Source organism: Streptomyces sp. NPDC055962, assembly GCF_042270185.1.
GTDB lineage: Bacteria > Actinomycetota > Actinomycetes > Streptomycetales > Streptomycetaceae > Streptomyces.
Genome location: NZ_JBHJYN010000022.1, coordinates 37,782 through 63,270, shown reverse-complemented (window position 1 = coordinate 63,270; position 25,489 = coordinate 37,782). Strand labels below are relative to the sequence as shown.

At 70.0% G+C, this 25,489-nt stretch carries 19 protein-coding genes; 3 read left to right on the top strand and 16 right to left on the bottom strand.

What is annotated here, in order from left to right:
* Positions 1-59: 59 nt before the first annotated feature.
* The 8 genes from ACFC51_RS34965 to galE form a co-directional block, all read right to left on the bottom strand.
* On the bottom strand, positions 60-1,367 hold the full coding sequence (locus tag ACFC51_RS34965; RefSeq protein ID WP_376532773.1) for a phosphodiester glycosidase family protein: 1,308 nt from the start codon (positions 1,365-1,367) through the stop codon (positions 60-62).
* Positions 1,349-2,095: an Ig-like domain-containing protein gene (locus ACFC51_RS34960; protein ID WP_376376578.1), complete on the bottom strand. Its 747-nt coding sequence runs from the start codon at positions 2,093-2,095 to the stop codon at positions 1,349-1,351. The genes ACFC51_RS34965 and ACFC51_RS34960 overlap by 19 nt, the downstream gene beginning before the upstream one ends.
* Positions 2,092-2,904, bottom strand: coding sequence for a rhamnogalacturonan acetylesterase (locus ACFC51_RS34955; RefSeq protein ID WP_376376580.1), 813 nt, complete (start codon positions 2,902-2,904; stop codon positions 2,092-2,094). Before ACFC51_RS34955 ends, ACFC51_RS34960 begins: the two co-directional genes overlap by 4 nt.
* Positions 2,894-7,441: a glycosyltransferase gene (locus tag ACFC51_RS34950; protein WP_376376582.1), complete on the bottom strand. Its 4,548-nt coding sequence runs from the start codon at positions 7,439-7,441 to the stop codon at positions 2,894-2,896. Before ACFC51_RS34950 ends, ACFC51_RS34955 begins: the two co-directional genes overlap by 11 nt.
* Positions 7,438-8,694, bottom strand: a complete 1,257-nt coding sequence (locus ACFC51_RS34945) for a CDP-alcohol phosphatidyltransferase family protein (RefSeq protein WP_376532771.1) — start codon at positions 8,692-8,694, stop codon at positions 7,438-7,440. The genes ACFC51_RS34950 and ACFC51_RS34945 overlap by 4 nt, the downstream gene beginning before the upstream one ends.
* 192 nt (positions 8,695-8,886) lie before the next feature.
* Positions 8,887-10,461, bottom strand: a complete 1,575-nt coding sequence (locus tag ACFC51_RS34940) for a hypothetical protein (protein WP_376532769.1) — start codon at positions 10,459-10,461, stop codon at positions 8,887-8,889.
* A 39-nt stretch (positions 10,462-10,500) separates the two neighbouring features.
* Positions 10,501-11,592: a hypothetical protein gene (locus tag ACFC51_RS34935; RefSeq protein WP_376376588.1), complete on the bottom strand. Its 1,092-nt coding sequence runs from the start codon at positions 11,590-11,592 to the stop codon at positions 10,501-10,503.
* A gap of 113 nt (positions 11,593-11,705) precedes the next feature.
* The gene (gene galE / locus ACFC51_RS34930; protein WP_376376590.1) at positions 11,706-12,692 is read right to left on the bottom strand and encodes a UDP-glucose 4-epimerase GalE; all 987 of its coding nucleotides are present in this window, start codon (positions 12,690-12,692) and stop codon (positions 11,706-11,708) included.
* Between the two features lie 189 nt (positions 12,693-12,881).
* On the opposite strand from galE, the gene ACFC51_RS34925 reads away from it, so the two are divergent.
* Both ACFC51_RS34925 and ACFC51_RS34920 read left to right on the top strand, forming a co-directional pair.
* Positions 12,882-13,985, top strand: coding sequence for an LCP family protein (locus ACFC51_RS34925; RefSeq protein WP_376376592.1), 1,104 nt, complete (start codon positions 12,882-12,884; stop codon positions 13,983-13,985).
* 17 nt (positions 13,986-14,002) lie between these two features.
* Positions 14,003-14,404 (top strand): NTP pyrophosphohydrolase, encoded by a 402-nt coding sequence (locus tag ACFC51_RS34920; protein WP_376532767.1) that lies wholly within the window; start codon positions 14,003-14,005, stop codon positions 14,402-14,404.
* Between the two features lie 5 nt (positions 14,405-14,409).
* On the opposite strand, the gene ACFC51_RS34915 is transcribed toward ACFC51_RS34920, so the two are convergent.
* The 7 genes from ACFC51_RS34915 to ACFC51_RS34885 all read right to left on the bottom strand — a co-directional run bounded on the left by ACFC51_RS34915 (position 14,410) and on the right by ACFC51_RS34885 (position 23,710).
* On the bottom strand, positions 14,410-15,912 hold the full coding sequence (locus ACFC51_RS34915) for an amino acid permease (protein ID WP_376532765.1): 1,503 nt from the start codon (positions 15,910-15,912) through the stop codon (positions 14,410-14,412).
* Between the two features lie 145 nt (positions 15,913-16,057).
* On the bottom strand, positions 16,058-17,971 hold the full coding sequence (dxs, locus tag ACFC51_RS34910) for a 1-deoxy-D-xylulose-5-phosphate synthase (protein WP_376376596.1): 1,914 nt from the start codon (positions 17,969-17,971) through the stop codon (positions 16,058-16,060).
* 173 nt (positions 17,972-18,144) lie between these two features.
* Positions 18,145-19,422, bottom strand: a complete 1,278-nt coding sequence (locus ACFC51_RS34905) for a sugar ABC transporter permease (RefSeq protein ID WP_376376597.1) — start codon at positions 19,420-19,422, stop codon at positions 18,145-18,147.
* Entirely contained in the window at positions 19,419-20,207 is a 789-nt protein-coding gene (locus tag ACFC51_RS34900) for an ATP-binding cassette domain-containing protein (protein WP_056791786.1), read from the bottom strand. Before ACFC51_RS34900 ends, ACFC51_RS34905 begins: the two co-directional genes overlap by 4 nt.
* Before the next feature lie 187 nt (positions 20,208-20,394).
* A complete protein-coding gene (locus tag ACFC51_RS34895) occupies positions 20,395-21,504 on the bottom strand; it encodes a sugar ABC transporter substrate-binding protein (RefSeq protein WP_376376600.1) in 1,110 nt (369 codons plus the stop codon).
* A 119-nt stretch (positions 21,505-21,623) separates the two neighbouring features.
* Positions 21,624-22,823, bottom strand: a complete 1,200-nt coding sequence (locus tag ACFC51_RS34890; protein WP_376376602.1) for an ROK family protein — start codon at positions 22,821-22,823, stop codon at positions 21,624-21,626.
* Between the two features lie 299 nt (positions 22,824-23,122).
* Positions 23,123-23,710, bottom strand: a complete 588-nt coding sequence (locus ACFC51_RS34885) for a dihydrofolate reductase family protein (RefSeq protein ID WP_376376604.1) — start codon at positions 23,708-23,710, stop codon at positions 23,123-23,125.
* Between the two features lie 67 nt (positions 23,711-23,777).
* Here ACFC51_RS34885 and ACFC51_RS34880 point away from each other — a divergent pair, with 67 nt between their 5' ends.
* On the top strand, positions 23,778-24,353 hold the full coding sequence (locus ACFC51_RS34880) for a TetR/AcrR family transcriptional regulator (protein ID WP_376376606.1): 576 nt from the start codon (positions 23,778-23,780) through the stop codon (positions 24,351-24,353).
* 78 nt (positions 24,354-24,431) lie between these two features.
* On the opposite strand, the gene ACFC51_RS34875 is transcribed toward ACFC51_RS34880, so the two are convergent.
* Complete coding sequence (locus tag ACFC51_RS34875) at positions 24,432-25,439, bottom strand: helix-turn-helix domain-containing protein (protein WP_376376608.1); 1,008 nt, start codon at positions 25,437-25,439, stop codon at positions 24,432-24,434.
* Positions 25,440-25,489: the final 50 nt, after the last annotated feature.

Here is a 25,489-nt window from a genome sequence, read left to right as displayed (position 1 = left end):
GACAGGGGCCGGGCCGCGCGGATCGTTCCGTGCGGCCCGGCCCCTGCCCGTGCCGGGTGCTACCTCGGCACCACGGCCAGCGCGTCGGCGACCGGCCGCTGCTCACCGTCGGACGGCTCGTTGAGCAGCTCGCCCCCGACCACGGCGGTGCTGGATCCGCCGCCGTCCAGATTCACCGCCTCCACGGCTCCCATCCTGAGGACCTCCTCGGCGGCCTCCACCAGGGACACCCCGGCGCTGGACGCGGTCCTTCCGTCGAAGACGGCCAGCAGCAGGGTGCCGTCCTTCTTCACCGCGGCCACGGTGCGGGGCTCCCGCTCGTCCCGTGCTCCGGGGGCGAAGCCGTTCGCCGCGCTGTTGATCCACTGCTTGCCGTCGCGGACGAGTGCGGGCCCGGCTCCGATGACGTCCGTGTGCCCGGCGAGGACGCTCCCGCCCTCCCGGCCGGTCACCTGCACGTCACGGGCGACCCGCCGGCCTCTCCTCGCGTGTGCGAGGAGCCAGTCCGCCCCCTCGCCGATGCCGGCCAGTGTGCTGCCGCCCCGCGGGATGCGGCCGCCGGCCGGCCTGCGTACGTCTGTCACCCTGCCCCGCCCGTCGAGCAGGACCTCCGCGCTGCCGTCGGCGCCCGGTGGTGAGCTGACCCCCCACTCCGGCCCGAACGCGACGATCTCGCTGTCGTCCACACAGAGCTGGTTGTGCCGGGGCCGGGACTCCGGCTTCCGGGTCGCGGCCAAGAGGTCGCCGCCCGTTCCCCCGCAGCCGAGGATCCTGCCGGGGACCCGGTTCACACCGTCGAGCTCGCGGCGTGCACCGTCGTCCGCGCGCAGGGTCAGACGGGTCGCGACCTCGTCGACGCGCGGCCGGCCGCCTCCCGGCCCGGGGAGGATCAGCGCGGTGGCCCCGTCGGCCGCCTCGCTCACGATCCGGCCGTCGGCGACCTCGACGCCGAGGACGTCTCCCGGATAGCCGGGGTACCCCGGAAGCTCGACGGTGGCGAAGAAGGCACCGTTGACGGCCGCCACGGCCCCTGCGAGGTGCGCCAGCTGCTCCACGGTCCCGGCGGTCGCAACGTGCGCGCCGTGGACCACCCTCACCTCCACGCCGGCGGAGGGCGCCACGGAGACCACACTGATCCGGACGGCCCTCCCGTCATCGAGATGGCGGGTGACCCGCTTCGCCGTCACCCCGCAGGGAAGGACGCGGGAGCACTCTTCGACGGTCCGCGCGGGACCCTGCGCGGGCCCGCCGCCGTGGGGCACGGGGGCGGAGCACCCCTGCGCGCAGGCGAGCAGGGCGAGCAGCGGACCGGCCCATCGCCGGGCGCGGCGCGCGGGGCGTCGTCCGCTCAGGCGCCCGGGGCCCACGCCGCTCCCAGCACGCCGGGGACGACGCCCAGGTCCCCCACGTGGACCGTCACCCTGCCGGACGTCAGCCGCCCGTCCGCGGTCGCCAGCACGTAGTCGAACCAGTCGTACCCGACATGGCCGGGGAAGGGGTCGTAGGTGACCGATCCGTCCGCCTCGACGCCGATCACACCGTGTCGCGCCGGGCCGGCACCGGCCAGTCTCACGTCGTCGCCGAAACCGTCGGCGAGGCCCTTCAGCACCCCCCGCCCACCGGGCATCACGATCATGCTCCGGCCCAGCGGGGGCAGGGAGGCGATACGGAAGCCGTGGTTCTTCAGGGAGAAGGTGGTGGACGTGAGGCTCTTGCCGCCGTCGGCGATGATCCCCGCGCGCAGGACGGGGACGAGGAAGGCGTCGGGTGCGGCGTTCCTGTTCACCTCCAGGGTGAACTTGGCGACCCTCTGCTCCCCCGGCCCGGTCGAGGTGGCGTACCGGCCGCCGGCCGGGAGGAGGCTCATCCCCGACATACGGTCCATGACGGCGACCTTCTCGAAGGAGACGGCCATGAGGTAGCCGTAGTAGCGCGTGCCCGCACCGGACGGCGTGAGCGTCAGCTCGAAGTCGATCTTCTGCCCGGGCCGGACGGGCCATCGCGGGTCCGCCGCCGACCGCAGCTCCAGATGACAGACGACGGAGGGGTCGTCGGCCTGGATGCTGCGCATCCGGGCGATCGTGAACGCGCTCATGGTGTGCCGCCTTCGGATCGTCCCGCCGTACGCGCCTTCGTCAGTGCGGCGTGGGTGTCGTCGTCGAGCCAGGTCACCCACTCCGGCGGGAAGTCCGGACGGTCGAGGTTGACGACCCAGTGCGGCGGGATGATTCTCTGCGCCACCAGGGAGTAGGCCACGTACCGTGCGCAGGCGATGGCGCCCGCCGGCACGAGGTGCCCCGGATCGTGGAAGCCCTCGATGTAGTTCGGGTGCTCACCCGGTTCGAGGTGGACGAAGAAGGGGCGTACCCCCTCGGGGCCCAGCTCCTCCCACCAGGCCAGGCTCTGGTCGTAGAGGTTGATGTAGGGGACGCTCGTCTCGACGGAGAGATCACGCATCGCCATCGGATACTCCGTGATGCTGCGCGGCAGGTTGCCGTGCACGTCGTGGGTGTCCTTCTCGTGCGGGCTGACCAGCACCGGGTGGGCGTTGCGCTCCCGCGCCCCGTCGATGAACTTCCGCAGGTGGTACGGGAAATCGCCGTACGCCTCCGTGCGCAGCCACTTCTCCGGCTTCGCGTCGTTCATCCCGAACGACGCCAGCAGGTAGTCGCCGGGGCGGATGTTCTGCAGGATCCACTCCAGCCGGCCCCGCTCGGCGAAGGTGCGCGCGCTCGCTCCGGCGCGGGCGCAGTTCACGATCTCCACCTCCGGTCCGAAGAAGAAGTGGAAGACCTGCCCCCAGCCGGTCATGGGTGCCTTGCTCTGCTCCCGGTGGACGACCGCGGAGCCGCCCGCGAGGAATATGCGGCACGGTCCGGCGCCCGTCGTTCCGTCAGACAGCACGTTCCCAGCTCCCGTCCGCGGTGTCCCGGCCGTGCCGGATGATCTCCGTACCGTCCACGCCGTAGGCCGGCTGCGTGAGGTCGCTCCATGGCCGGGCGGTCAGTTCCGCGACCGGTCCCTTCGGCGCCAGCCGGTTCGCGCTCGCCGCTCCCAGCGCGTCGATGGCCTCGAACACGCGCGCGCAGTTCCCGTCGTCCTGGTGGGCGAAGAAGTGCTCGGCGCGTTCCCGGTAGGGACTCTCCACCGTGAACCGCCGGCTCATGGTGGCGATGATCTCGTCCACGGCGTGGTCCACGGTCCGGCAGACCGGCCCGAAACCGTGCTCGGCGAGGTTGAAGTACCCCCGCTTGTAGTGGCGGCCGTAGAAGTCCTCCTCGTCGAAGGGGACGTAGACGAGCGGGATGCCCATGTACGCCACGTCGAAGAACACCGAGGAGTAGTCGGTGACCATGAGGGAGCACTCCCTCATGGCGTCCTGCACGTTGCGGGTCTTCGGGTCGGCCACCCGGATCGTGGAGGACTCGATCCGGAAGTTGTGCAGGTAGGGGCGGATCTCGTAGTGGGGGAAGAACTCCAGGTCGACCCCGAAGCGCTCCAGCGCGGCGGCGAGCCGCCGGTCGGAGAGCAGCGAGCGGTAGAAGCGGAAGTACTCCGACTGCGTGAACGCCGTCTTCGCCGGGCCCGCGGACTTCTTGTACGAGGCCGTGACGATCCACTGGCGCCAGGTCGGCATCAGCAGGATGCGCGGGCGCTCCGCCGGCCTGCGCTGGAGCGCGTCGAAGCGGGGCAGCCCCGCCAGGACGGCACGGTCACCGAAACCGGCCTCCTGCGCGAGGTACTCGCGTTCCTGACGGCCGGTGGTGACGATCATGTCGTAGCTGGTGATCCGCTGGTCCACGCCGGTGGTCACGTCGTTGTAGATGATGCCGTGCTGGAGGAAGACGCGCTGGTACTTCAGCAGCTCGCCGAAGCGGTGCAGGAACAGCACCTTCCGGTAGCCCTCCGGCAGCAGATAGGACTCGGAGTCGTACGACCCGATCAGCTTGGTGGCGTGGAGGAGGTACATCCGGTGCTTGAACGAGCCGAGCTGGATCACCCTGCCGTACGGGGCGACCTTCGCGTGGTCGGCGGCGTTCCTGTCGATGACGTAGTACGCCTTGCGGCGCTTGCGCTGCGTCCGCATCCACCGGAAGAAGTGGTACGAGTTGTCCTGCGCGGTGTCCGACCGCTCACCGATGAGCCAGATCTCGCGTGAATTGAGGAACGGGTACGTGATCCAGTAGGCCAGGCGCATGCGCCAGCCCGGATTTCGCTGCTTGAGGATGCGCACCTCGCGGGCGAAACGCCATGCGGCGTGCTTGGTCCGCGCGACGGCCGTGCGGTTCACGAGGCGCAGGTGGAGCGCCTCCTGGCCACCGATGGTCAGCAGATAGGGGTGGCCTGCGATCCGTCCGGGGCCCTTGAGGCGGTGCAGCGGCAGCCGGGCCTTCATGACGACGTTGCGCTGTCGCCGGCCGTCCTGTTGCAGCACCCGGAGCCGGAAGTCGCCGACGCCGAATCCGCCGCGCACCAGCTCCGCGACGGGGATCTCCGCGTACCACCCGGCGTACAGGTCCCGTCCGTTGCGCGCGTTCCACAGGTCGCGGCGGGCGACCTGCCGCAGAGGCACGGACACCTTGGCGTGAGCGGTCTGGTGGACGAGCTCGAGCCGGTTGCGCAGGGGGCCGCTCACGTCCATGCCGGGAAAGGCCATGCATCCTTCGACGACCAGGACGTCGCCGCGGGTGCGGACGGATTCCACCACCACGTTCGGATCGTTGACGCGCGCCGTCCGGGTGTCCACCGTCCCTCCGGCGAAGGTCCGGTAGAAGCCGATGTCGTCGATCTCCAGCGCGAGCGGCGCATCCTCCAGGGCCGGGGCGGGGTCGCAGAAGAGCTCGAAGTTGCCGCTCTTGGCGGCGTAGTGGTCGAGCTGCTGCGCGGGATTCGTCGCGAACTCGAGGATGACGTCGTCCGGGATCTGCGCGTAGTGCCGGCAGATGTCCGGGAACATCTCCGCCAGTTGCGATCTCGCCATGACGTTCCGCGCGTTGCACAGGAAGCCCTTGTAGGTGCGCGTCACGTAGCGCTGGAACATGTGCCGGATGTCGGCCCGTTCGTCCGCCGTGTAGTTCAGCAGGAAGTGGTTGAGCCGCAGGTGGTCACGGTAGTTCGCCGGCTTGCTCCACAGCGAGTCCATGATCGAGGAGCCGTCCGGGCGGCCCCGGTAGTAGTAGACCGGCTCGTCGACGATGCTGATCGTGCCGGCCCGCAGCATGCTGGGAAGCGTCACCCAGGAGTCCTCGAAGTGGACCCCCTCGCCGAAGCGCACGCCCAGACGGCGAAGAAGCCCGGTGCTGAACAGCTTGTTGCAGGCGGATCCGCTGAAGATCAGGTCCGGCACCGAGGCGAAGTCGTCGACCAGGCGGTCGCCCTTGCCGAAGTACTTCTTCCAGGGACCGTAGGGACGGTCGGGGAAGTTCACCAGGTCCCCCACCACGACCTCCGAACCGTCCCGCCACGCCGCCTGGAGCATCTTCGCCAGGGCGTCCTCGCCCAGGATGTCGTCGGAGTCGAGGAAGGTGACGTAGGGCGCGGTCACCTGGTCGAGGCCGTTGTTGCGCGCGTTCCCCAGGCCGCCGTTCTCCTGGTGGATCACCGTGACGTTCGCGTAGCGCGCGGCGAATCGGTCGAGGATCTGCGGGGTCTCGTCCGTGGCGCCGTCGTCCACCAGGACGACCTGCGTCGCGGCGAAGCCCAGCTGTGCCGCGACGGAGCCGAGGCAGTCGTCCAGGTAGGCGGCCACGTTGTAGCAGGGCACGACGACGGCCATCTCGAAGGGGTAGTCGAGGGTGGCGATCGGCGCGTGGACCAGGCTGCGCCACCACATCCACGGCGCAGTGGGGTCGTTCTGCTCGGTCTCGAAGGTCCGGCGTCCGGCCACGGCGCACCGCAGGGCGAGGTTTCCGCTGATCGTGCGGTACCCCTCCAGCTCCTCGTCCCGTGCGGGGAAGGTCAGCCCGGTGAGCTCCACGTCGCGCACGTTCAGCGGCGAGCGGGAGCGGCTCCGGTTCCACTCGACGACGACCGACACGTTCCAGACGGTGCTCTCGGAGAACTCCTTCCCGAGCACGGCGGCGAGGTCCACCACGCCGTCGAACGTGATGAACCGCTCGTCCACCCGGTGCCCGCCTATCGGCACCGTGACGTCCCGCTTGGTGTGCCGGTTGCGGACCGCCAGGGACAGCTTGAGGTCGTCGCCCGAACCGATCCGGCCGAACCGGTTGGCCAGCCGGCCCTCGAACCGCAGCTCCACGCCCTTGACGTTCCAGCGGTCCAGCTGGGCGAAGAGCGGCACCTGGGAGAGGTTCGCCGTCGCCAGGCCGAGTTCCGTGACGTCGAGCATCCGCCGCGCGTCCGGCAGGTGGAGGTGGTCGCCGGACCAGTAGACGCGGCCCTCCTCCTCCACGAGGAAGGAGGAGAGCGTGCTCCTGCGCTGGGCGTAGTCCAGCGTCGTCAGCGCCGCTTCGGTCTCCTGGTACATGAGGAGGTAGGCACGGACCCGGTCGACCGGGTCGCACAGTTCGAAGGCCTCCTCGCTGATCGAGAAGAGGTAGTTGCTGGCGATCTCGGCGAAGCCCTGCTGGAACTCGGGGTCGCCCTCCGACAGCGCCCGCATGTACAGCCGCAGGTCGTGCGCGAGGAACTTCGAGTCCTTGCGGATCTTGAGCGACCACAGGCCCCGGTCGAGCAGGAACGCGTCGGTGGCGCGGTGCACGGCGACCCGGTCCGTGATGCTGCGCAGTTCGCCGGTGCGGCCGGTGATCGAGCCGCCGTCGGGCTCCCACATCCAGCGGTAGACGGGATCGGTGATGACGGTGATGCCGTCGGCGACGCAGCCCGCCACCGTGGAGAAGTAGGTGTCCTCGTAGAACACGCCCTCGGGGAACCACACCCCGCCGCTGCGGAGGAAGTCGACGCGGTACAGCTTGGCCGCCGCGATCGGGTCGGTCAGCATCAGCGGGAACTCGGCGAGGCCCGGCACGGTACGACGCATCGCGTACACCTCGGGAGCCCACCCCTCGGACTCGCCGGTGGCCCGGTTGACGCGGACCGCCTTGCCCGCGGTGATGTCGCTGCCGGTCTCCAGCGCGCCCGCCACGAGGAGCTCGCAGGCCCGGGGCGGCAGCTCGTCGTCCGCGTCCAGGAACATGACGTACTGGCCGGCGGCCTGGGCGATGCCCATGTTCCGCGGAGCTCCGACTCCCCCGCTGTTGGTGGGCCGGCGCAGCACCCGGACCCGTCCGTCGGTACCGGCGAAGCTCTTGACGATGTCGAGGGTGTTGTCCGTCGAGGCGTCGTCGACGATGACGATCTCGACCAGTTCGTACGTCTGGTTCACCGCCGACTGGAGCGCCTTGGCGATGGTCGTCGCCGCGTTGTAGGCGGGGATGACGACGGTCACCCAGACCTCGGGGGTGTCCTGGTCGTTGCTCATCGGTCGCCTTCCCGGTATCCGCCCGTCTCCGGCAGGGTCGCGTGGGGCGCGGCGTACAGGCGCTCGCCCTGAGCCGGGTAGCCGTAGGTGCGGGCAGGCTGCTGATACGTTTCTGCGGCCGGCCATTCCTCGTGGTACGCGTACCGCTGCTCCGGCACGTGCGCCGTGTACGGCTGGGGGTAGGGCTGGAAGCCGGGGTCGTCGTCCGGCTGCTGTTCCAGCAGCCGCTCCGCGTCGCGCAGCCCCTCTTCGACTCCCCGGCGGTGACGGCCCCGGTGCATCTGGGGTGAGATCGTGCCCGCCGTGGACGGCGCCGAGCTGAGCTCGGCCATCACGTTCGTGAAGTCACGGGTGGAGAGCCAGAACTTGTACATGATGATCAGCTCGAAGGCTCCGAGCAGAGCCGCCGAGACGAGGGTGGTCATCAGGATCTGGCCGATCAGCGGGCCGATGATGAAGATGAACATCTGGAACTCGATGCCGCTGATGAGGTGCGGCCTGATACGGCTGCCCAGCATCGCGTGCCGCACCCGCTGGTACCACGGGAAGCGATGGCGGAACTGGGCGTGCAGGTCCACCACGTGGGCGGCCGACGCCTGTTCCTTGAGGGTCTCCGCCTCGGCCTCCGGATTCTCGCGCAGCAGGTCCTCCATGAACTGGATCTGCTGCGGCTCCGCCTCGGCCACCGGCCGGCCGGCCGACGCCTCGGCTGCGGCCGCGCGCTCGGCCTCCAGCTTCTCCTTGGTGACCTTCTCGATCTTCGTACGCATGGACATGCGCATCTTGTAGATCTGCAGGGCGTCGACGTAGCGGAGCATGTCGAGGAAGACGACCATGAGAGCGGCCAGGAGATACCGCTCGTCACCGTTGCGGAGGTACTGGCCGCCCATCAGGGCCAGCGCGCAGAAGAGCACGCGGATACGGTCGAAGACGTAGTCGAGCCATCCGCCGAAGATCGTTCCGTTGCCCTTGAGCCGTGCCAGCTTTCCGTCGATGCAGTCGAAGATGAAGCTCAGGTGGTACAGCGCGGCGCCGATGGCGAGGGAGAGCGGGTCGCCCTCGAGGAAGAATGCGGCCGACCCCAGCCCCACGAACAGCGCCGCCCAGGTGACCCGGTTGGGCGTGATGAAGCCGAACCGCGCCATGACGATGAGCATGCGGGTCGCCACGGGATCGACGAGGATCACCGTCCACCAGGCGTCACGCTTCTTGCATGTCAGCTTCTGGACGGCGCGCAGGGACAGCTTGGCCATAACCCCTCAGTAATGAAGAACCAGCAAACAGCCCTCGTCCGCGCACGGGCAGACGACGAGGGGCCTTCATGTTCACCAGGTCCCCCCCGGTCCTTCACATGAAAGATTCACAGACTTTATCAAGAACTGAACTGTTCTGGACCAGTGTCGTTATCATTCCGACTCCTGGAGAGCGTTATCGGTCGGAGACCGTCACACCGTGTACCAGGATTCAAATTCCAGCCCGCTTGTCCGTGACGTACGGTGAGCGATCGCCAGTCGCCCCCCGGCGGTGACAGCCGCCAATGTGACCATTCCGTTCCGCGACCGGACAGCCGCGGACGGAAGGGACGAAGTCGTTCCGGCGTCGCTCCACCACACGCCCGCGTCGGGACGGCCCTCCGCGTAGGCACCGACGGCGCTCTCCCCACCAGGGCCCGAACGGACCACGAGCGCGTAGGACCAGCCGTCCACCTCCACGCCCCGGGCACCGGTCAGGGGCCCGCTGCCCTCGGCGCCGCCGAGCGGCAGAGGTGCGGGAGCTCCCGGCCACCAGATGCCGGGCTCGTTCGTCAGCAGGTCCCGGAAGAGGACCGTGCCCGGTTCCGGGCCCGCGGACATCGAGCCCGGCACGGGAGTGAAGGGCACGCTCCGGTCCTCGGCCCACTCGCCGCCCGGCCCGGACCGGGACCAGCGCACCACGGCGTCGGAGTCGCGCGCACGGGCGTAGAGCTCGACCTCACCGCGCCCGGTGGTCACCGTCACCAGGTCGTCGGCCACCCGGAGACCCCGCAGGTGGTACCACCGGGTCCAGGCGCCGTCGGGCGACTGCCGGCGGTAGCTCACGCTGTGCCCGAAGTTCCGGGCGAAGACGAGGAAGCCGCCCGCGCCGTCGAAACCGGCGACGGGGAAGCCGCCTTCCCTGCTCTTGTACCGGTCCCCGGGGTTGGGGCTGCCCAGCGAGTGCCACGGGGTGAGCGGCTGTCCGGAGCGGTACTGCACGGCGTGCACGATCTCCACGTCGTCACCCCCGCCCTCGCGTGCCGTGCGGCGCAGCGCCAGCAGGTGCACGAAGCCGTGGGGGTCCCGCACCACGGACAGCCCGGGCATCAGACGGGGACCCGGCAGCAGCTCCGGCCCCAGCCAGCCGGTGCCCTCGGGCTCCGACTGGACCCACCGGACCACACCCGCGGCGGAGGGCAGGAACGCCGTCAGCCTGCCGTCGAACCCCTCCGTCAGCCAGTTCACCGTGCGCGGGTAGCGCGAGGCCGCGGCGGCGTCCAGCTTCTCGTCGGCCGCCGCCCGGCCGCAGTCGACGAAGACGGGAGTGCCCGACTCCGTCTGCCAGGCGCGCACCGCGGCCAGTGCCTCCAGCGCGGCGGCGGCCCGGTGGGGCTCGTCGTGCACGGGTACGCCCGCGTCCGCGTCGTAGCCCGCACGCACCGGATCGGGGTCCGCCGACCGGACCCACCGGGGACGCAGTGCCCGCAGCTCCCGCAGCAGGGCCGCGCCGACGTCGCCGTCCCGGCCGGTGAACGCCGGGCCGCCGGGCACCTGGCACCCACGCCGGGAAGCCTCGCCGAGGGCCCGCTCCAGCGCGGCACGCTCGTCCTTGCTCCCCTCGTCCACGCACAGGACACGGATCGCGGTACCGGGGCCCTCGGCCCGGACCAGGGCGGCCGCGTCGGCGGGGCCGGAGGCGACGACCGCCACCTGCCGGAACTCCCCGCGCGCGGCACTGCCGGGCTCGGACCTTCCCGCCGTACCGTCACTCGCCCTTCGGGCCACGTCTTCCGTCCTTTCCCGGTTCCCCCTGCGCAGTACGGCTCATATCCGGCGCCAGTCGCTCAGGGTCAGGCCCTGACCGTCCACCTGCCGGGCCACCACCGGCCGCCCGTCGGCCCCCACCACGGCCACGGCCATCCGTCCCCGGCCGTCGACGGCGAGTGAGGGATCACCCGCGCACCGCCTGCCGGTGTCGGTCCACCAGAAGCCGCTCTGCTCCCCCTCCGTCGCACAGGCCCCGAGCCGGACCGTCCCGGTGAGGCTCCTGAAGGCGAGCACCGTGCAGTCCATGCCGTCCAGCATCGTGCGCACCGCGCTGATCCGCCCGTCCCCGGGCTCGCCGCCCAGGGGGATCGGCCAGCGTCCCGCGCGGAAGGCGGCGACCCCGGCGCCGCGCACATCGGTCAGGTAGTACGTCAGCCGCCCCGGCGCCGTCTCCAGCGCACTCACGGAGCCGGGCAGGGGCACGGCACCGACCTCGTACCCCGGCTCCAGGGGACCGCCGGCCTTCTGCTGGCAGAGGTGCAGCGCCCCCGTACGCGCGGGGACCAGCGCCTCGACCAGTCCGGTGGAGGTGGCCGCGAGAGCGGGCCGGTCGGTGACCCCGGCGGCGGGCAGCTTCCCCCACGCCTCCCACCGGCCCTGCTTGTCCTCACGGCGCAGGGCGAGCGCGCCCAGCCCGGTGGGGACGCAGACGTGGAGGGCTCCGTCCTCGGCGACGGCCCCGCTGGGACCGCCGATCTCGACCGCCCGGGCGATCTCCTTGAAGGGATTGCCCAGCGAACGCCACTCCGTCATCGGACGGCCGGTCTGGTACTGGGTGGCACGCACGACGTCCACCGTGGACCAGTCGTCGGCGCGCGGACGCGTCCGGCGCCCGAGGAAGTGGGCGTAACGGTTCTGGCCCTGGACCACGGTGAGGTCGGTGATGCCCTTGGCCGGCACCGGGTCGGGGCCGGACCAGCGCCGGGATCCCGGAGCCTCTTCCGTCCAGCGCAGCACCGCGCCGCCGGCGTGTACGTAGACGGTCAGCCGGCCGTCATGACCTGCCAGCAGCCAGGGGCCTCCGGTCACCGTCCCGGTGTCCGGGCCGGATCCGGTGCGTCCGGCTTCGTCGAGGGAGAGACCTCGCATGATGTGTCGTCACCCTCTCAGGGCATCGCGCTCCCGTCACAGGTCGGACGGAGGCGTGGGACGTTCGTGGACGGACTGCGGAGCATCAGGTGCCGGGAGCGGTCACCCCCGGCTCACCGGCGGGCGTCCGGATGCCGAAGGCACCAGCCCTCCCAGGCGGACGCCACCATCGAGCGGACGTCGTGGAGCGCGGACCAGCCGAGGTCGTCGCGGATCCGGTCGGCCGAGGCGACCACCCGCGCCGGGTCCCCCGGCCGCCGTGCCGCGGTGACGGGTGCCGCGTCGGCTCCGTACCCGGTCACGTCGCCGATGAGGTCGATCATCTCGCGCACCGACACGCCTGCGCCGCGTCCGACGTTGACGGTCAGGTCCGTGCCGGGCTCCCGGTCCAGAAGGGCCCGCGCCGCGGCGAGATGCGCCGAGGCGATGTCGTCGACATGGATGAAGTCGCGCACACAGGTGCCGTCCGGGGTCCCGTAGTCCTCACCGAAGACCACCGGGGCCCGGCCCTGGGTGAGCTTCTCGAAGACCATGGGCACGAGGTTGAAGACGCCGGTGTCGGCGAGTTCCGGCGTCGCCGCCCCCGCGACATTGAAGTAGCGCATCGAGGCGGTCGCCATTCCGTGCGCCTTCCCGGCCGCGCGGACCATCCACTCGCCGGCGAGTTTCGTCTCGCCGTACGGGTTGATCGGCGCGCAGGGCGTGTCCTCCGTCACCAGGTCGACGTCGGGCATGCCGTACACCGCCGCGGACGAGGAGAAGAGGAACGCACGGATCCCGCTGCCGGCCGCCGCTTCCAGAACGGTCCGGAGGCCGTGCACGTTCTCGTCGTAGTAGTGGAGGGGGCGTGCCACCGACTCGGCCACCTGCTTCTTCGCCGCGAGGTGCACCACCCCCCGGACCGACAGCTCGTCCATGGCGCGCCTCAGGCAGGAGGCGTCGAGCGTAGTCCCCTTCACGAAGGGGACGCCCTCGGGGACCCGGGAGGGGTCACCCGTCGAGAGATCGTCGTACACGGCGACCTGTTCGCCCGCGGCCAGCATCGACCGGACCACATGCGACCCGATGAACCCTGCCCCGCCCGTTATCAACCACGTCATGGGCGAATAGTAGTTCGACACAGGATCCACCCATCAGCCGGTCCTTGTTCACTTGGTTCACATGTTCATGCGCTTGTCTGTTCTATAGTGCTCGGTCAGTTGAACTTTTACGGACCGGTCCAGCCCCCCACCCGAGTCCCGTCCGATTCCCCGCCCACCCCGGGCGACGAGATTTGAGGACTCGAGCAGATGAGCCACGACGAGAGCACACCCGGTCCCCGCAGCGGCCGCTCGGCATCGCGCGAGGGGGGCCGGGGCCGGAAGAAGGAACGCAAGCGCCGCCGCGGCCTCAAGATCACGCTCGGGGTGCTCCTCGTGCTCCTGCTCGCGGGCGGCGGCACGGCGTACTGGCTGTACCAGGACCTCGAGGGCAACATCAAGGGCGTCGACATCAACAAGGCGCTCGGTGAGGACCGCCCCGAGAAGCTCCCCACCACCGGTCAGAACCTGCTCGTCCTCGGCTCCGACTCGCGTGCCGGGGCGGAGAACCAGGAGCTGGGCGGGGGCGGCGCCGTCAGCGGGGCACGCTCCGACACCGCACTGGTCGTCCACATACCCGAGGGCCGCACCGAGGCCACCGCGGTGTCCATCCCGCGCGACACCCTGGTGACCCGGCCCGAGTGCGTCAAGGCCGACGGCTCCAAGACGGCGTCCGCGGACCGGGTCATGTTCAACTCCGTCTACTCGCAGGTCGGCCCGGCCTGTGTGGTCAAGACCGTGGAGAAGATGTCCGGGGTCCGGATCGACCACTACCTGGAGATCAACTTCGCCGGGTTCAAGGACCTCGTCGACGCGATCGGAGGGGTCACCGTCGACGTCGAGCAGCCGATCAAGGACAAGTCCTCCGGTCTCGACCTGACCGCCGGCACGCACAAGCTGAACGGCACCGAGTCACTCGCCTACGTCCGCACCCGGCACGGCATCGGCGACGGCAGCGACCTCGGCCGCATCGGGCTCCAGCAGCAGTTCCTGCTCGCCCTGCTGACGGAGATCAAGTCGCAGGACCTGCTGGGCAGTCCGACGAGCACCTACAAGATCGCCAACTCCGCGACCAAGTCGCTCACGACCGACGAGGGACTCGCCTCGCTGACCTCGCTCGCGGAGTTCGCCCGCTCGATGAACGGCGTCGATCCCTCCACCATGGAGACGATCATGCTGCCCGTCGCCTACGACAAGCAGGACCCCAACCGCGTGGTGGCCTCCGAGCCCCAGGCCGGGGACCTCTGGAAGGCGATCCGGACGGACGGCACGATCCCGGAGTCGGCGAAGAAGTCGCCGGCGACCGGCGGCTGACCTGTCATCCTTCGGGGATGACCGGTGAGAAGACCCTCGTGATCGTCGACGCCGCCAATGTCGTCGGCTCCGTACCCGACGGATGGTGGCGGGACCGGCGCGGGGCGGCCGAGCGGCTGCGGGACTCCCTGGTCCCGTACGCCGCCGACGGTCTGCCCGGGGAGACCGGTCCCGTCGAGATCGTGCTGGTCGTGGAGGGCGCCGCGCGCGGGGTCCCGTCCGTGCCAGGGGTACGGGTGGAGGCGGCGCCGGGCAGCGGCGACGACCTGGTCGTCGCGCTGGCCAGCGCCGCCCGGGGGGTGCGGTCCTGCCTCGTGGTCACCGCCGACCGCGAGCTGCGGCAGCGGGCCGAAGCGCACGGGGCCCGGTGCTCCGGCCCTCGTACGGTACGGCCGCTGCCGCCGACGCGGCGTGACTGACCGGCTCAGTCGGCCTTCGCCATACGGCTGTTCCCGCGGCCGTACACGAAGTAGATGATCACGCCCAGCACCATCCAGATCCCGAACCGCAGCCAGGTCTCCGCCGGCAGGTTCAGCATCAGCCAGACCGAGGCCGCCACCGACAGGATCGGGAGCGCCGGCACCCAGGGGGTGCGGAACGCGCGGTGCAGCTCGGGGCGGGTGCGGCGCAGGACGATGACGCCGAGCGCGACGACCACGAACGCGAAGAGCGTGCCGATGTTCACCAGGGTCGCCAGCTCGTTGATGCTGGTGAAGCCCGCCACGATCGCGATGATCACGCCGAGCAGGATCGTCGGACGGTAGGGCGTGCCGAAGCGCGGGTGCGTCACGGAGAAGAACCTCGGGAGCAGGCCGTCCCGGCTCATCGCGAAGAACACCCGGGTCTGGCCGAGCAGCAGGATCATGCAGACCGTCGTGAGACCGACCGCCGCGCCGAAGCTGATGACGCCCGCGTAGAAGGGGTGCCCGACGGCCTTGAAGGCGTCCGCGAGCGGGGCGCTGACGGAGAGTTCGGAGTAGTTCTGCATGCCGGTGACGACGATCGACACGGCCACGTAGAGCAGCGTGCAGATGACGAGCGAGGCGAGGATCCCCCGCGGCATGTCCCGCTGCGGGAGCTTGGTCTCCTCGGCGGCCGTCGCCACGACGTCGAAGCCGATGAAGGCGAAGAAGACGATGGACGCTGCGGTGAAGATGCCCATGACGCCGAAGTTGGTCGGCTCGTACCCGAAGATCAGCTGCACCAGCGGTGCGTCCAGGCCCGAGCCCGTGGTCTGGCCCTCGGCCTCGGGGATGAAGGGCGAGTAGTTCGACGCGTCGATGAAGAACGCCCCCGCGATGATCACGATGAGCACGACCGCGATCTTGATGGCCACCACGACCGTGGTCACCCGGGCGGAGAGCTTCATGCCGAGGACCAGGATGACGGTCAGGATCAGCACCAGGGCGGACGCCAGGACGTCGAAGCCGAACCCGCTCGCCACATCGGGCCCGGAGAGCACCTCGGGCATCGTCCAGCCGATGTTGTCCAGGAGCGAGCGCACGTAGCCGGACCAGCCGACGGCCACCACCGCGGTGCCCAGCGCGAACTCCAGCACCAGGTCCCAGCCGATGATCCAGGCGACCAGCTCCCCCAGCGAGGCGTACGAGAAGGTGTACGCCGAACCGGCGACCGGGACGGTGGAGGCGAATTCGGCGTAGCAGAGCGCGGCGAGCGCGCAGACGATGCCCGCGGCGACGAAGGCGAGAGCCGTGGCGGGCCCCGCCGTCTCCTTGGCGACCTTGCCCGTGAGGACGAAGATCCCGGTGCCGATGATGACACCCACCCCGAACACCGTGAGGTCCAGCGCGGAGAGGGATTTCCTGAGCGCGTGCTCCGGCTCCTCGGTGTCACGGATGGACTGTTCGACCGTCTTGGTCCGGAACAGTCCCTTTCTGCTGGGGGGCGTGTCCTGCTGCGTGCTCACCGGCGTACCTCCACGCGCTCGTCGTGCACGCCATGATTCGGAACGGGCGGCCCCCCGCACGCTCCGCGCCGTACGATTTCACGCGAATGGGCCGGTCGGACCACCCGAGTGGGGTGGCCGACCGGCCCACGGCCGTGCGGTCGGGTCAGTCGCGGACGGGCTCCGCGGCCCGGCTCTCGTACCGGCCGTCCAGCTTGGCGACGAGGCCGGTGACCTGCCGGGCGATGTCCGGCGCGGTCAGCCCGATCTCGGTCAGGACCTCGCCCCGCGAGGCGTGGTCCAGGAAGACCGGAGGGATGCCGAAGTCGCGCAGCGGTACGTCGACGCCGGCGTCACGCAGTGCCTGGGCGACGGCGGAGCCGACACCCCCGGCCCTGCTGTTGTCCTCGACGGTGACGACGACCCGGTGCTCCGCGGCGAGCGGGGCGAGCGCCTCGTCGACCGGCTTGACCCAGCGCGGGTCGACCACGGTGGTGGAGATTCCCTGGGCATCCAGCAGCGAGGCGATCTCCAGGCACATCGGGGCCAGGGCGCCGACGGAGACCAGGAGGACGTCCGGGGTGCCCGTGCCCGCCGCACGCAGGATGTCCATGCCGCCGGCCGTACCGACGGCCTTGACCGCCGGGCCGACCGCGCCCTTGGAGAAGCGGACGACGGTGGGTGCGTCGTCCACGGCTACGGCCTCGCGCAGCTGGGCACGGACCTGGTCGGCGTCGCGCGGGGCGGCGATGCGCAGGGTCGGCACGCACTGGAGGATCGACATGTCCCACATGCCGTTGTGCGAGGCGCCGTCCGTGCCCGTGACGCCGGCCCGGTCCAGGACGAAGGTCACTCCGCACTTGTGCAGGGCGACGTCCATCAGGACCTGGTCGAACGCGCGGTTGAGGAAGGTCGCGTAGACCGCGAAGACGGGGTGCAGCCCGCCGGTGGCCAGGCCGGCCGCGGACACCGCGCCATGCTGCTCGGCGATCCCGACGTCGTAGATCCGGTCCGGGAATGCCTCCTCGAACTTGCCGAGGCCGACGGGCTGGAGCATGGCCGCGGTGATGGCGACGATGTCGTCGCGCTCGTGGCCGAGCTTGACCATCTCCTCGCCGAAGACCGAGGTCCAGTCGAGGCCGGAGGTGGAGATGGGCAGGCCGGTGTCCGGGTGGATCTTGCCGACCGCGTGGAAGCGGTCCGCCTCGTCCTCGAGGGCGGGGGTGTAACCGCGGCCCTTCTCCGTGAGGCAGTGCACGATGACCGGGCCGCCGAAGCGCTTGGCTCGCTGGAGCGCGGACTCCAGAGCCTCGATGTCGTGGCCGTCGATCGGTCCGACGTACTTGAGGCCGAGGTCCTCGAACATGCCCTGCGGGGCGATGAAGTCCTTGAGGCCCTTCTTGGCGCCGTGCAGGGTCTCGTACAGCGGCCTGCCGACGACGGGTGTGCGCTCCAGGAGGTCCTTGCCACGGGCCAGGAAGCGCTCGTAGCCGTCGGTGGTGCGCAGGGTGGCGAGGTGGTTCGCGAGGCCGCCGATGGTCGGGGCGTAGGAGCGCTCGTTGTCGTTGACGACGATGACGAGGGGGCGGTCCTTGGCGGCGGCGATGTTGTTCAGCGCCTCCCAGGCCATACCGCCCGTGAGCGCGCCGTCACCGATCACGGCGACGACGTGGTCGTCCTTCTTGAGGACCTCGTTGGCCTTGGCGAGGCCGTCGGCCCAGCCGAGCACCGTCGAGGCGTGCGAGTTCTCGATGACGTCGTGCTCGGACTCGGCGCGGGACGGGTATCCGGAGAGGCCGCCCTTGCTCTTGAGCTTCGAGAAGTCCTGCCGGCCGGTGAGCAGCTTGTGCACGTAGCTCTGGTGGCCCGTGTCGAAGAGGACCTTGTCCTGCGGGGACTCGAACACCCGGTGCAGGGCGATGGTCAGCTCGACCACGCCGAGGTTCGGGCCGAGGTGGCCGCCGGTCTTGGAGACCTCCTCGACGAGGAAGGTGCGGATCTCCCCGGCGAGCTGGTCGAGCTGCTCGAGGCCGAGCCGGTCCAGGTCACGCGGTCCCTTGATGCGGGTCAGCAGGTCCACCCGTGCCTCCTTGCTTGTGAGCTGGTCGAGCGTGTCGATCCGATGAGTCTAATGTTCCGCCGGCGGCCCCGGTCATCGGGCGGCGCATTCCGCCGCGCCGCGCCGGGACACGGCGGACGTGCGAGTGCCCGGCATCGCGGACGATGCCGGGCACCTCTGTGCAGGTACGACGGTCAGGCGCGGCCTGCGGTCTTCTGCGTCTTGCGGGTGATGGAGTCGATCACGACCGTGATGAGAAGAACAGCGCCGGTGATCATGTAGTTGATCGGTGTGGCGATGCCCTCCAGGGCCAGGCCGTACTGGATCGAGACGATCACCATGACACCCAGCAGCGCGTTCCAGGTGCGTCCCCGGCCGCCGAAGAGGCTGGTGCCGCCGATGACGGCCGCGGCGATGACGTTCATCAGGAGGTCGCCGCCGCCGGAGCCCTGGTTGGCCGCCGCGATCTTCGAGGCCCAGAAGAGGCCGCCGATCGCCGCGAAGGTGCCGGCGATGGCGAAGACCGAGATGCGGATGGCGGTGACGTTGATGCCCGCACGGCGGGACGCCTCGACGCTGCCGCCGAGCGCGAAGATCTTCCGGCCGTAGGAGGTGCGGCGCAGGACGAAGTCCGTGCCGACCAGGACGACGAGGAAGAGGACCAGGGCCAGCGGGAGGCCGCGGTACTGGTTGAACATGAACGCGGCGCCGAATCCGAAGACCGCGAGGATCACGGTGCGCACCACGATGTCGACGATCGGCCGCGACGGGACGCCCGCGGCCTCACGGCGGCGGGTGTCGAGGAACGCGGAGAGGAAGTACCCGATCACCGCGACGGCGGCGAGGCCGTAGGCGGCTGCGACGTCCGAGAAGTAGTACGTGGTCAGCTGGCCGACGACGCCGTCGCTGTCCAGGTTGATCGTGCCGGTGTCACCGAGCAGCTGGAGCATGAAGCCCAGCCAGAACAACAGACCGGCGAGGGTCACGGCGAACGCCGGGGCGCCGATCCGTGCGAAGAAGAAGCCGTGGATGGCACCGATGACGGCGCCGCTGACGATCGCGACGAGGACGGCGAGCCACTCGTTCATCCCGTGGGTGACGCTCAGCACGGCGACGACGGCGCCGGAGACACCGCTGACCGAGCCGACCGAGAGGTCGATCTCGCCGAGCAGCAGCACGAAGATGATGCCGACGGCCATCATGCCGGTGGCCACCATCGTCACGGCGATGTCGCTGACGTTCTTCGCGGAGAGGAACTCGGAGTTCAGGCTCTGGAAGACCACGCAGATGATGATCAGGCCGATGATCACGGGGATCGAGCCCAGGTCACCACCGCGCATCTTGCGCTTGAACTCGGTGATGTAGCCGCCGAAGCCCTGCTCGCGCACGAGGAGGCGGGGGTCGACCACGGTGTCGGCGCCCTTGGCGGCCTCCGGGTTGACCACTGCGGTGGACGTCTTGTCGGTTGTCACTTCTGGGCCTCCGCGTTGCGCGCCGCACGACGGGTCACGGCGTTCTCCGTGGCACCCGTGATGGCGGAGATGATCTCTTCCTGCGAGGTGGTCTTCACGTCGAAGACCCCGTTGTTCCGGCCCAGCCGGAGCACGGCGACCTTGTCGGCGACGGCCTTCACATCGGCCATGTTGTGGCTGATGAGGATGACCGCGTGTCCCCGCTCGCGCAGCCGCTCGACGAGGTCGAGGACCTGGGCGGTCTGCTCGACGCCGAGCGCGGCGGTGGGCTCGTCGAGGATGACGAGCTTGGGCTCGCCCAGCATCGAACGCGCGATGGCGACGGTCTGGCGCTGACCGCCGGAGAGCGACGCGATCGGTATGCGGACGCTGGGGATGCGGATCGACAGCGTGCTGAGGAGCTCGCGGGAACGTCGCTCCATCTCGACCTCGTCGAGGATCCCGAACTTGCGGAGCTCCCTGCCGAGGTAGAGGTTGCCGACGACGTCGATGTTGTCGCAGAGCGCGAGGTCCTGGTAGACGGTCGCGATCCCCAGGTTCTGGGCATCGTGCGGCTTGTTGATCTGGACCGGTCGGCCGTCCCACTCGATGACTCCGTCATCGATGGGGTGCACCCCGGCGATCGTCTTGACCAGCGTTGATTTACCGGCACCGTTGTCACCCACCAGGGCGACCACCTCACCGGCGTGGACCTCGAGCTCGACGTCGGTGAGCGCCTGGACGGCACCGAATCGCTTCGAGACCCCTCGCAACGCCAACACGGGCGTAGCGGACACGTGAACCATCTCCTTCGCCGCCTGACCCGGCGGGGATACCGCACCTGGGGGGAGGTGCGGTGGTTGAGCAGAAGTGAGAAACAGCAGAAGCGTTCCGTCCGGCGCCCGGCCCGGTAGCGGGACAGTTGGTGGACCGGGCGCCGGACAGGCTTCGGGGCCGCCCTGCCGCCCCTGGGGGGCGTGCCGGGCGGAGGGCCTACTGCAGGCCCGCGGAGGTGCAGGCGGCCTTGTACTTGGCCGTGCAGATCTCGTCGAGCGTCCAGATACCGTCCTTGATGACGGTCTCCTTGATGTTGTCCTTGGTCAGCGAGACGACCGGGACGAGGACGGTGGCGATGCCCTTCGTGCCGGCGTTGTCGACCTTGGACGTGGCGATGGTGTCGAGCTTCTCGCCCTTGGCGAGCGCGACGGCCATCTCCGCGGCGACGATGCCTTCCTGCGGGTACGACTTGTAGACGCTCATGAACTGCTCACCGGTGACGATGCGCTGCACACCGGCGAGTTCGGCGTCCTGACCGGTGACCGGCGGGAGCTTGGAGAGACCGGCCGACTTGAGGGCCTGGATGATGCCGCCCGCCATGCCGTCGTTGGCGGAGTAGACGCCGGCGATCTTGTCCTTGCCGAGCGCCGTGATCGCGCCCTCCATGTTGGAGTTGGCGTTCTCCGGCTTCCACTCCTTGGTGTCGTACTCCTTGCCGTAGGTCACCTTGCCGTCGAGGACCGACTTGGCGCCCTTCTTGAAGAGCGCGGCGTTCGGGTCGGTGATCGAGCCGTTCATCATGACGATGGTGGGCTTGGCGGCGTCGCCCAAGGCCTCCAGGAGGGCCTTGCCCTGCACGCGGCCGACCTCTTCGTTGTCGAAGGAGGTGTAGGCGTCGATCGGGCCCTCGGCGAGGCGGTCGAAGGCGACGACGGGGATGCCCTCGTCCTTGGCCTTCTTGACGCTGTTCTCGATGGCCTTGGAGTCGACGGCGTCGATGATGAGCGCGTCGACCTTGTTGGTGATCATGGTGTCGACCTGCTGCGACTGCAGCGTGGCGTCCTGCTTGGCGTTGGCGTAGATGACCTCCGCCTTGCCGCCGGTCAGCTCGCTGACCTTCTTCTCGATGATCGGCTTGTCGAACTTCTCGTAACGTGCGGTGACGTTCTCGGGAAGGAGCAGACCGATCTTGAGGGCGTCGCCCTTCTTGCCCGAGTCGGTGCTGGCCTTGTCGCCGGACTCCTTGGCACTTCCGCACGCTGCGAGCGAGACGGCCATGGTGGTGGCGGCAACGGCAACGGCGGCACGACGCATACGCGTGTTCATTTCGAACCTCCCTGACGAGGCCGCGACGTTGCGGCCGAGGTGGCTGGAAGTCAACTCGGCCGCGAGGTCAGCGTCAAGGAGTAAATCCTTAACGAGATGACAACGGTGCCATTCGTTATCTAAGTGAAGGCAGGCGTCGCGGCAGGGAGGGTGCTTTCCAAAAGGGTTGAATCCCCCATCTCGCTGAGCACGAGGGCCAGCGCGCCCAGCACCTCGGCCCGTCCGCCGAGCGCTCCGGGGAGCACGGAGAGCTGCCGTGCGGCGCTGGGAATGGCGTAGCGCGAGACCGAGTCGCGGATGGGCCCGAGCACCAACTCCCCCGCCTCCGCGAGGGATCCCCCGAGCACGACCCGGCTCGGGTTGAGCAGGTTGCACAGGTTCGCGACGCCGCTGCCGATGTGCCGGCCGACGTCCCCGATGACCCTGCGGCATCCGGGATCACCCTCGCGGGCCAGCTGGACCATCCGCTCCATGGTGAGATCCGGCCCGTGGCTGGGCTTCAGCAGCGGCAGGACGTACCGGGCCGCGGTGAAGGTCTCCAGGCAGCCGCGGTTGCCGCAGCGGCAGACGGGACCCGACTCGTCGAGGGTGATGTGGCCGATCTCGCCGGCCGTGCCGCCGGGCCCCCGGTAGATGGTCCCGTCGATCACCAGGCCGGCGCCGACACCACTGGCGACCTTGATGTACGCGAGGTCCCTGACGCCCCTCCCGCTTCCCCAGACGAGCTCTCCGAGCGCCCCGAGGTTGGCATCGTTGTCGACGTAGACCGGCACCCCGAGGCGTCCGGCGAGCTCCTGGCTGGGGTTGATGCCCGTCCAGCCCGGCAGGATCGAGGTGGAGCCCAGCGTGCCGGATTCGACGTCGATCGGGCCCGGAACACCGAGCCCGACGCCGATCACCTTCCCCGGGCTGATCCCGGTGGTCTCGATCAGCCGGTTGACCAGCTGTTCCGCCCGGCCGAAGCCCTGCGCGGACGAGGCGTCCACGTCGAGCGGCTCGGACTCCTCGGCCAGCACCTGGTGGGCCAGGTTGCCGACGGCCACCCGCAGGTGCGTGTGGCCGAAGTCCACCCCGATGACGATGCCCGCGTCCCCGCTCAGGGAGACGCTCCTGGCGCGGCGGCCGCCCGCCGAGGTGGGGGTCACCTCGACCGTGCCGCCCTCCTTGAGCTCACGGACGATGTTGGAGACGGTGGCTGCGGAGAGCCCGGTGCTTCTGGCGATCTCAGCCTGGGTCAGGGACCCCGCCATCCTTACGGCACGTACGACCCGCTCAAGGTTGGCCCTATGCAGAGATGTCTGCGACCCGGGAGTCTCCATCGACTCACTCACTCCTGCCGTTTTCTCTAACATGTGAACCCTAAGCTGAGCGTTTTGGGGTGCCCCCCGTCAAGACCTTGAGCAGTCGGAGCCTCCTATGAGCACCGGGCCTCCATATCCGGACAGCCGCAAAAACCCGGAAACCTGCGTGAACCGCCCACCGGCCGGGGCCGGGAGGCGGTTCACGGCCAGGCGTGGCCTGTTCACTTCTGGTGACAGTTGTTGTCCGGGTGAAGGCAAGGACGGCCGGCACCGGGACAACGGCACCCGCACCGGTACACGACGGCGCACCGGCCCCGTCAGCGCCGGGAGAACCAGGTGACGGCCACGTCGTTGTCGAACGAGGTGCGCTCGGTGACCTTGAAGAGCGTGGGGTCGAACGCTCCGTTGAACGCCGGGATCCCGGATCCCGCGACGACCGGGTAGCTCTTGATGATCAGCTCGTCGATCTCGGGCAGCAGCGCGCCGGCGAGAAGACCGCCGCCGCAGAGCCAGATGTCCTGGCCCTGCTCCCCCTTGAGTTCGCGCACCAGCGCGAGGGGGTCCCCGGGCACCACGGTGACGGCCGGGTCGGTGTCGGGTGCCAGCGTGGTGGACACGACGTACTGGCGCAGGTGGGCGTAGGGGCTGGTGAAACCCGCGTCCAGGCCGGGACGGTACGAGCCGAGCCCCATCAGCACGGTGTCGAACCGCAGGTTGGGCGCGTCCGTGAGGCCCACGCCCGCCCGGGCGAAGGTGGGGACGGTCTCGGGATAGCGGGTGTTCATCGACTTCATGTAGGCGGCCGCCTGGGTCTCGTCCCCCTGGGGATAGAAGTCGAACTCTCCCCCCGGACCGGCGATGTAGCCGTCGATGGTGACCGCGACGTAGTACACGAGCTTTCGCAAGGGCGATCCATTCATAGTACTGTGGTTGAAGTGGTTAGAACGTAGTACTACAGATGGAGTGGTGTCAATGGTGCGCAGGAACGACGCGCGACGGGCCTCCCTCGTCGACGCCTCGATCGAGGTGCTGGCCAGGGAAGGCGCGCGCGGACTGACCTTCAGGGCGGTGGACGCCGAGGCCGCCGTGCCCACGGGGACGGCTTCCAACTACTTCGCCAACCGTGACGACCTGCTCACCCAGGCGGCCGCCCGGGTCTACGAACGGCTCCAGCCCGACGAGGCGACGGTCGAACGCCAGCGGTCCGCCCCCAGGGACCGCGAGACCTACACGGTGCTCATGCGTGAACTGATCGGGCGGATCAGCGCCTTCCGCACCGGCTACCTGGCCCTGCTGGAACTGCGCCTCGAATCCACCCGGCGCCCGGCGCTGCGGACCGTGCTGACCGAGCAGGTACGCGCGGACGTCGAGGCCAATGTGGCCTACCACGAGGCGTCCGGACTGCCGGGCGACGCCACCGCCGTCCGCCTGCTCATCCTGACGTTCAACTGGCTGATCGTCGAACAGCTCACGCTGCCGGACGTGTTCTCCGAGGCCGAGCGCGACCGGCTGGTGGAAGCGGCGGTCGACCGCATCGTGACGGGGTGACGCGCCGGGGCCTCCCGCTCACGCGAGCCGCCGTACGCCCCTGCGGACCGACCGTGCGCGCGGTCGGCGAGGACGGCGTCAGTCCTGCCCGGCCGGTCCTGTGAGCCGTACGGCCTCCTGCTCCGTCGCCGTGCGCAGCGCACGCCACTGCACGGGGGAATGACCGTGGACGGCGCGGAACGTGCGGCTGAAATGGGCCGCGTTGACGAACCCCCACCGCCCTGCGATCGACGACACGGTCGGAGGCGACGGGCTCCGGCGTGCCAGTTCCCGTGCGCACTGGTCCAGCCGCCGCTGCTTGATGAAGCGGGCCACCGTGATGCCCTCGGCCTCGAAGAGCCGGTGCAGATAGCGCACGGAGATGTGGTGGGCCCGCGCCACGGCGCCCGGTGAGAGACCGGGGTCGGCGAGGTGGACGTCGATGTGGGACCGGATCCGCGCGAGCAGGTGCTCGCGCCCGGTACCGGAATCCGCGGGGCTGTCGCCGGACCGGCGCCCGCACTCGGCGACCAGCGCACGGAACAAGTTCACGACGCTCTCGGCCGACAGGTCGCCGACTGCCGAGGAGCGCGGCTCGCCGGCGGCGACCAGCGTGGCGAGAAGGGCGGACAGCGCGCATCCGAACCCCTCCGCCGTGCCGACGACGGTGCCCGTGACCGCCCGCAGGTCGGCGTCCCGGATTCCGAGGGTGTGCCGCGGCAGGAGGACGATCCGAACTGCGGACGCGGCGCAGTGGTGGAGGGTGTACGGCAGCGCCGTGTCCCACAGCAGCAGGTCCCCCGGCCCCGTCGAGACCCTCCTGTCCCCCTGCGCGAATTCCGCGGCGCCCTGCCTCTGGATGCCGAAGGCGACGAAGGGCGCGGGCCCTGCGGTGAGGTGCGTCTCCGTCCGGCCGGTGCGCCGGGCGTCCGCCTCCAGGTCGAGGACGCGGACGAAGCCCACCTGGGTGGTGCGGACGCGCCCGGGGAACGTCTCCTGGTCCCCGGGGGTGATGTGGACCGTCCCCAGGCCACTCCCGGGGGCCTCGCGCCACCCGCTCGGCCCTTCGCCGCGGAAAACCGGTTCTCCCGGCACGACCTGACTCACCCGTACGTCCTCCACTCGTGCTGCCCACGGACGGCGGCACCGCTCCTGTC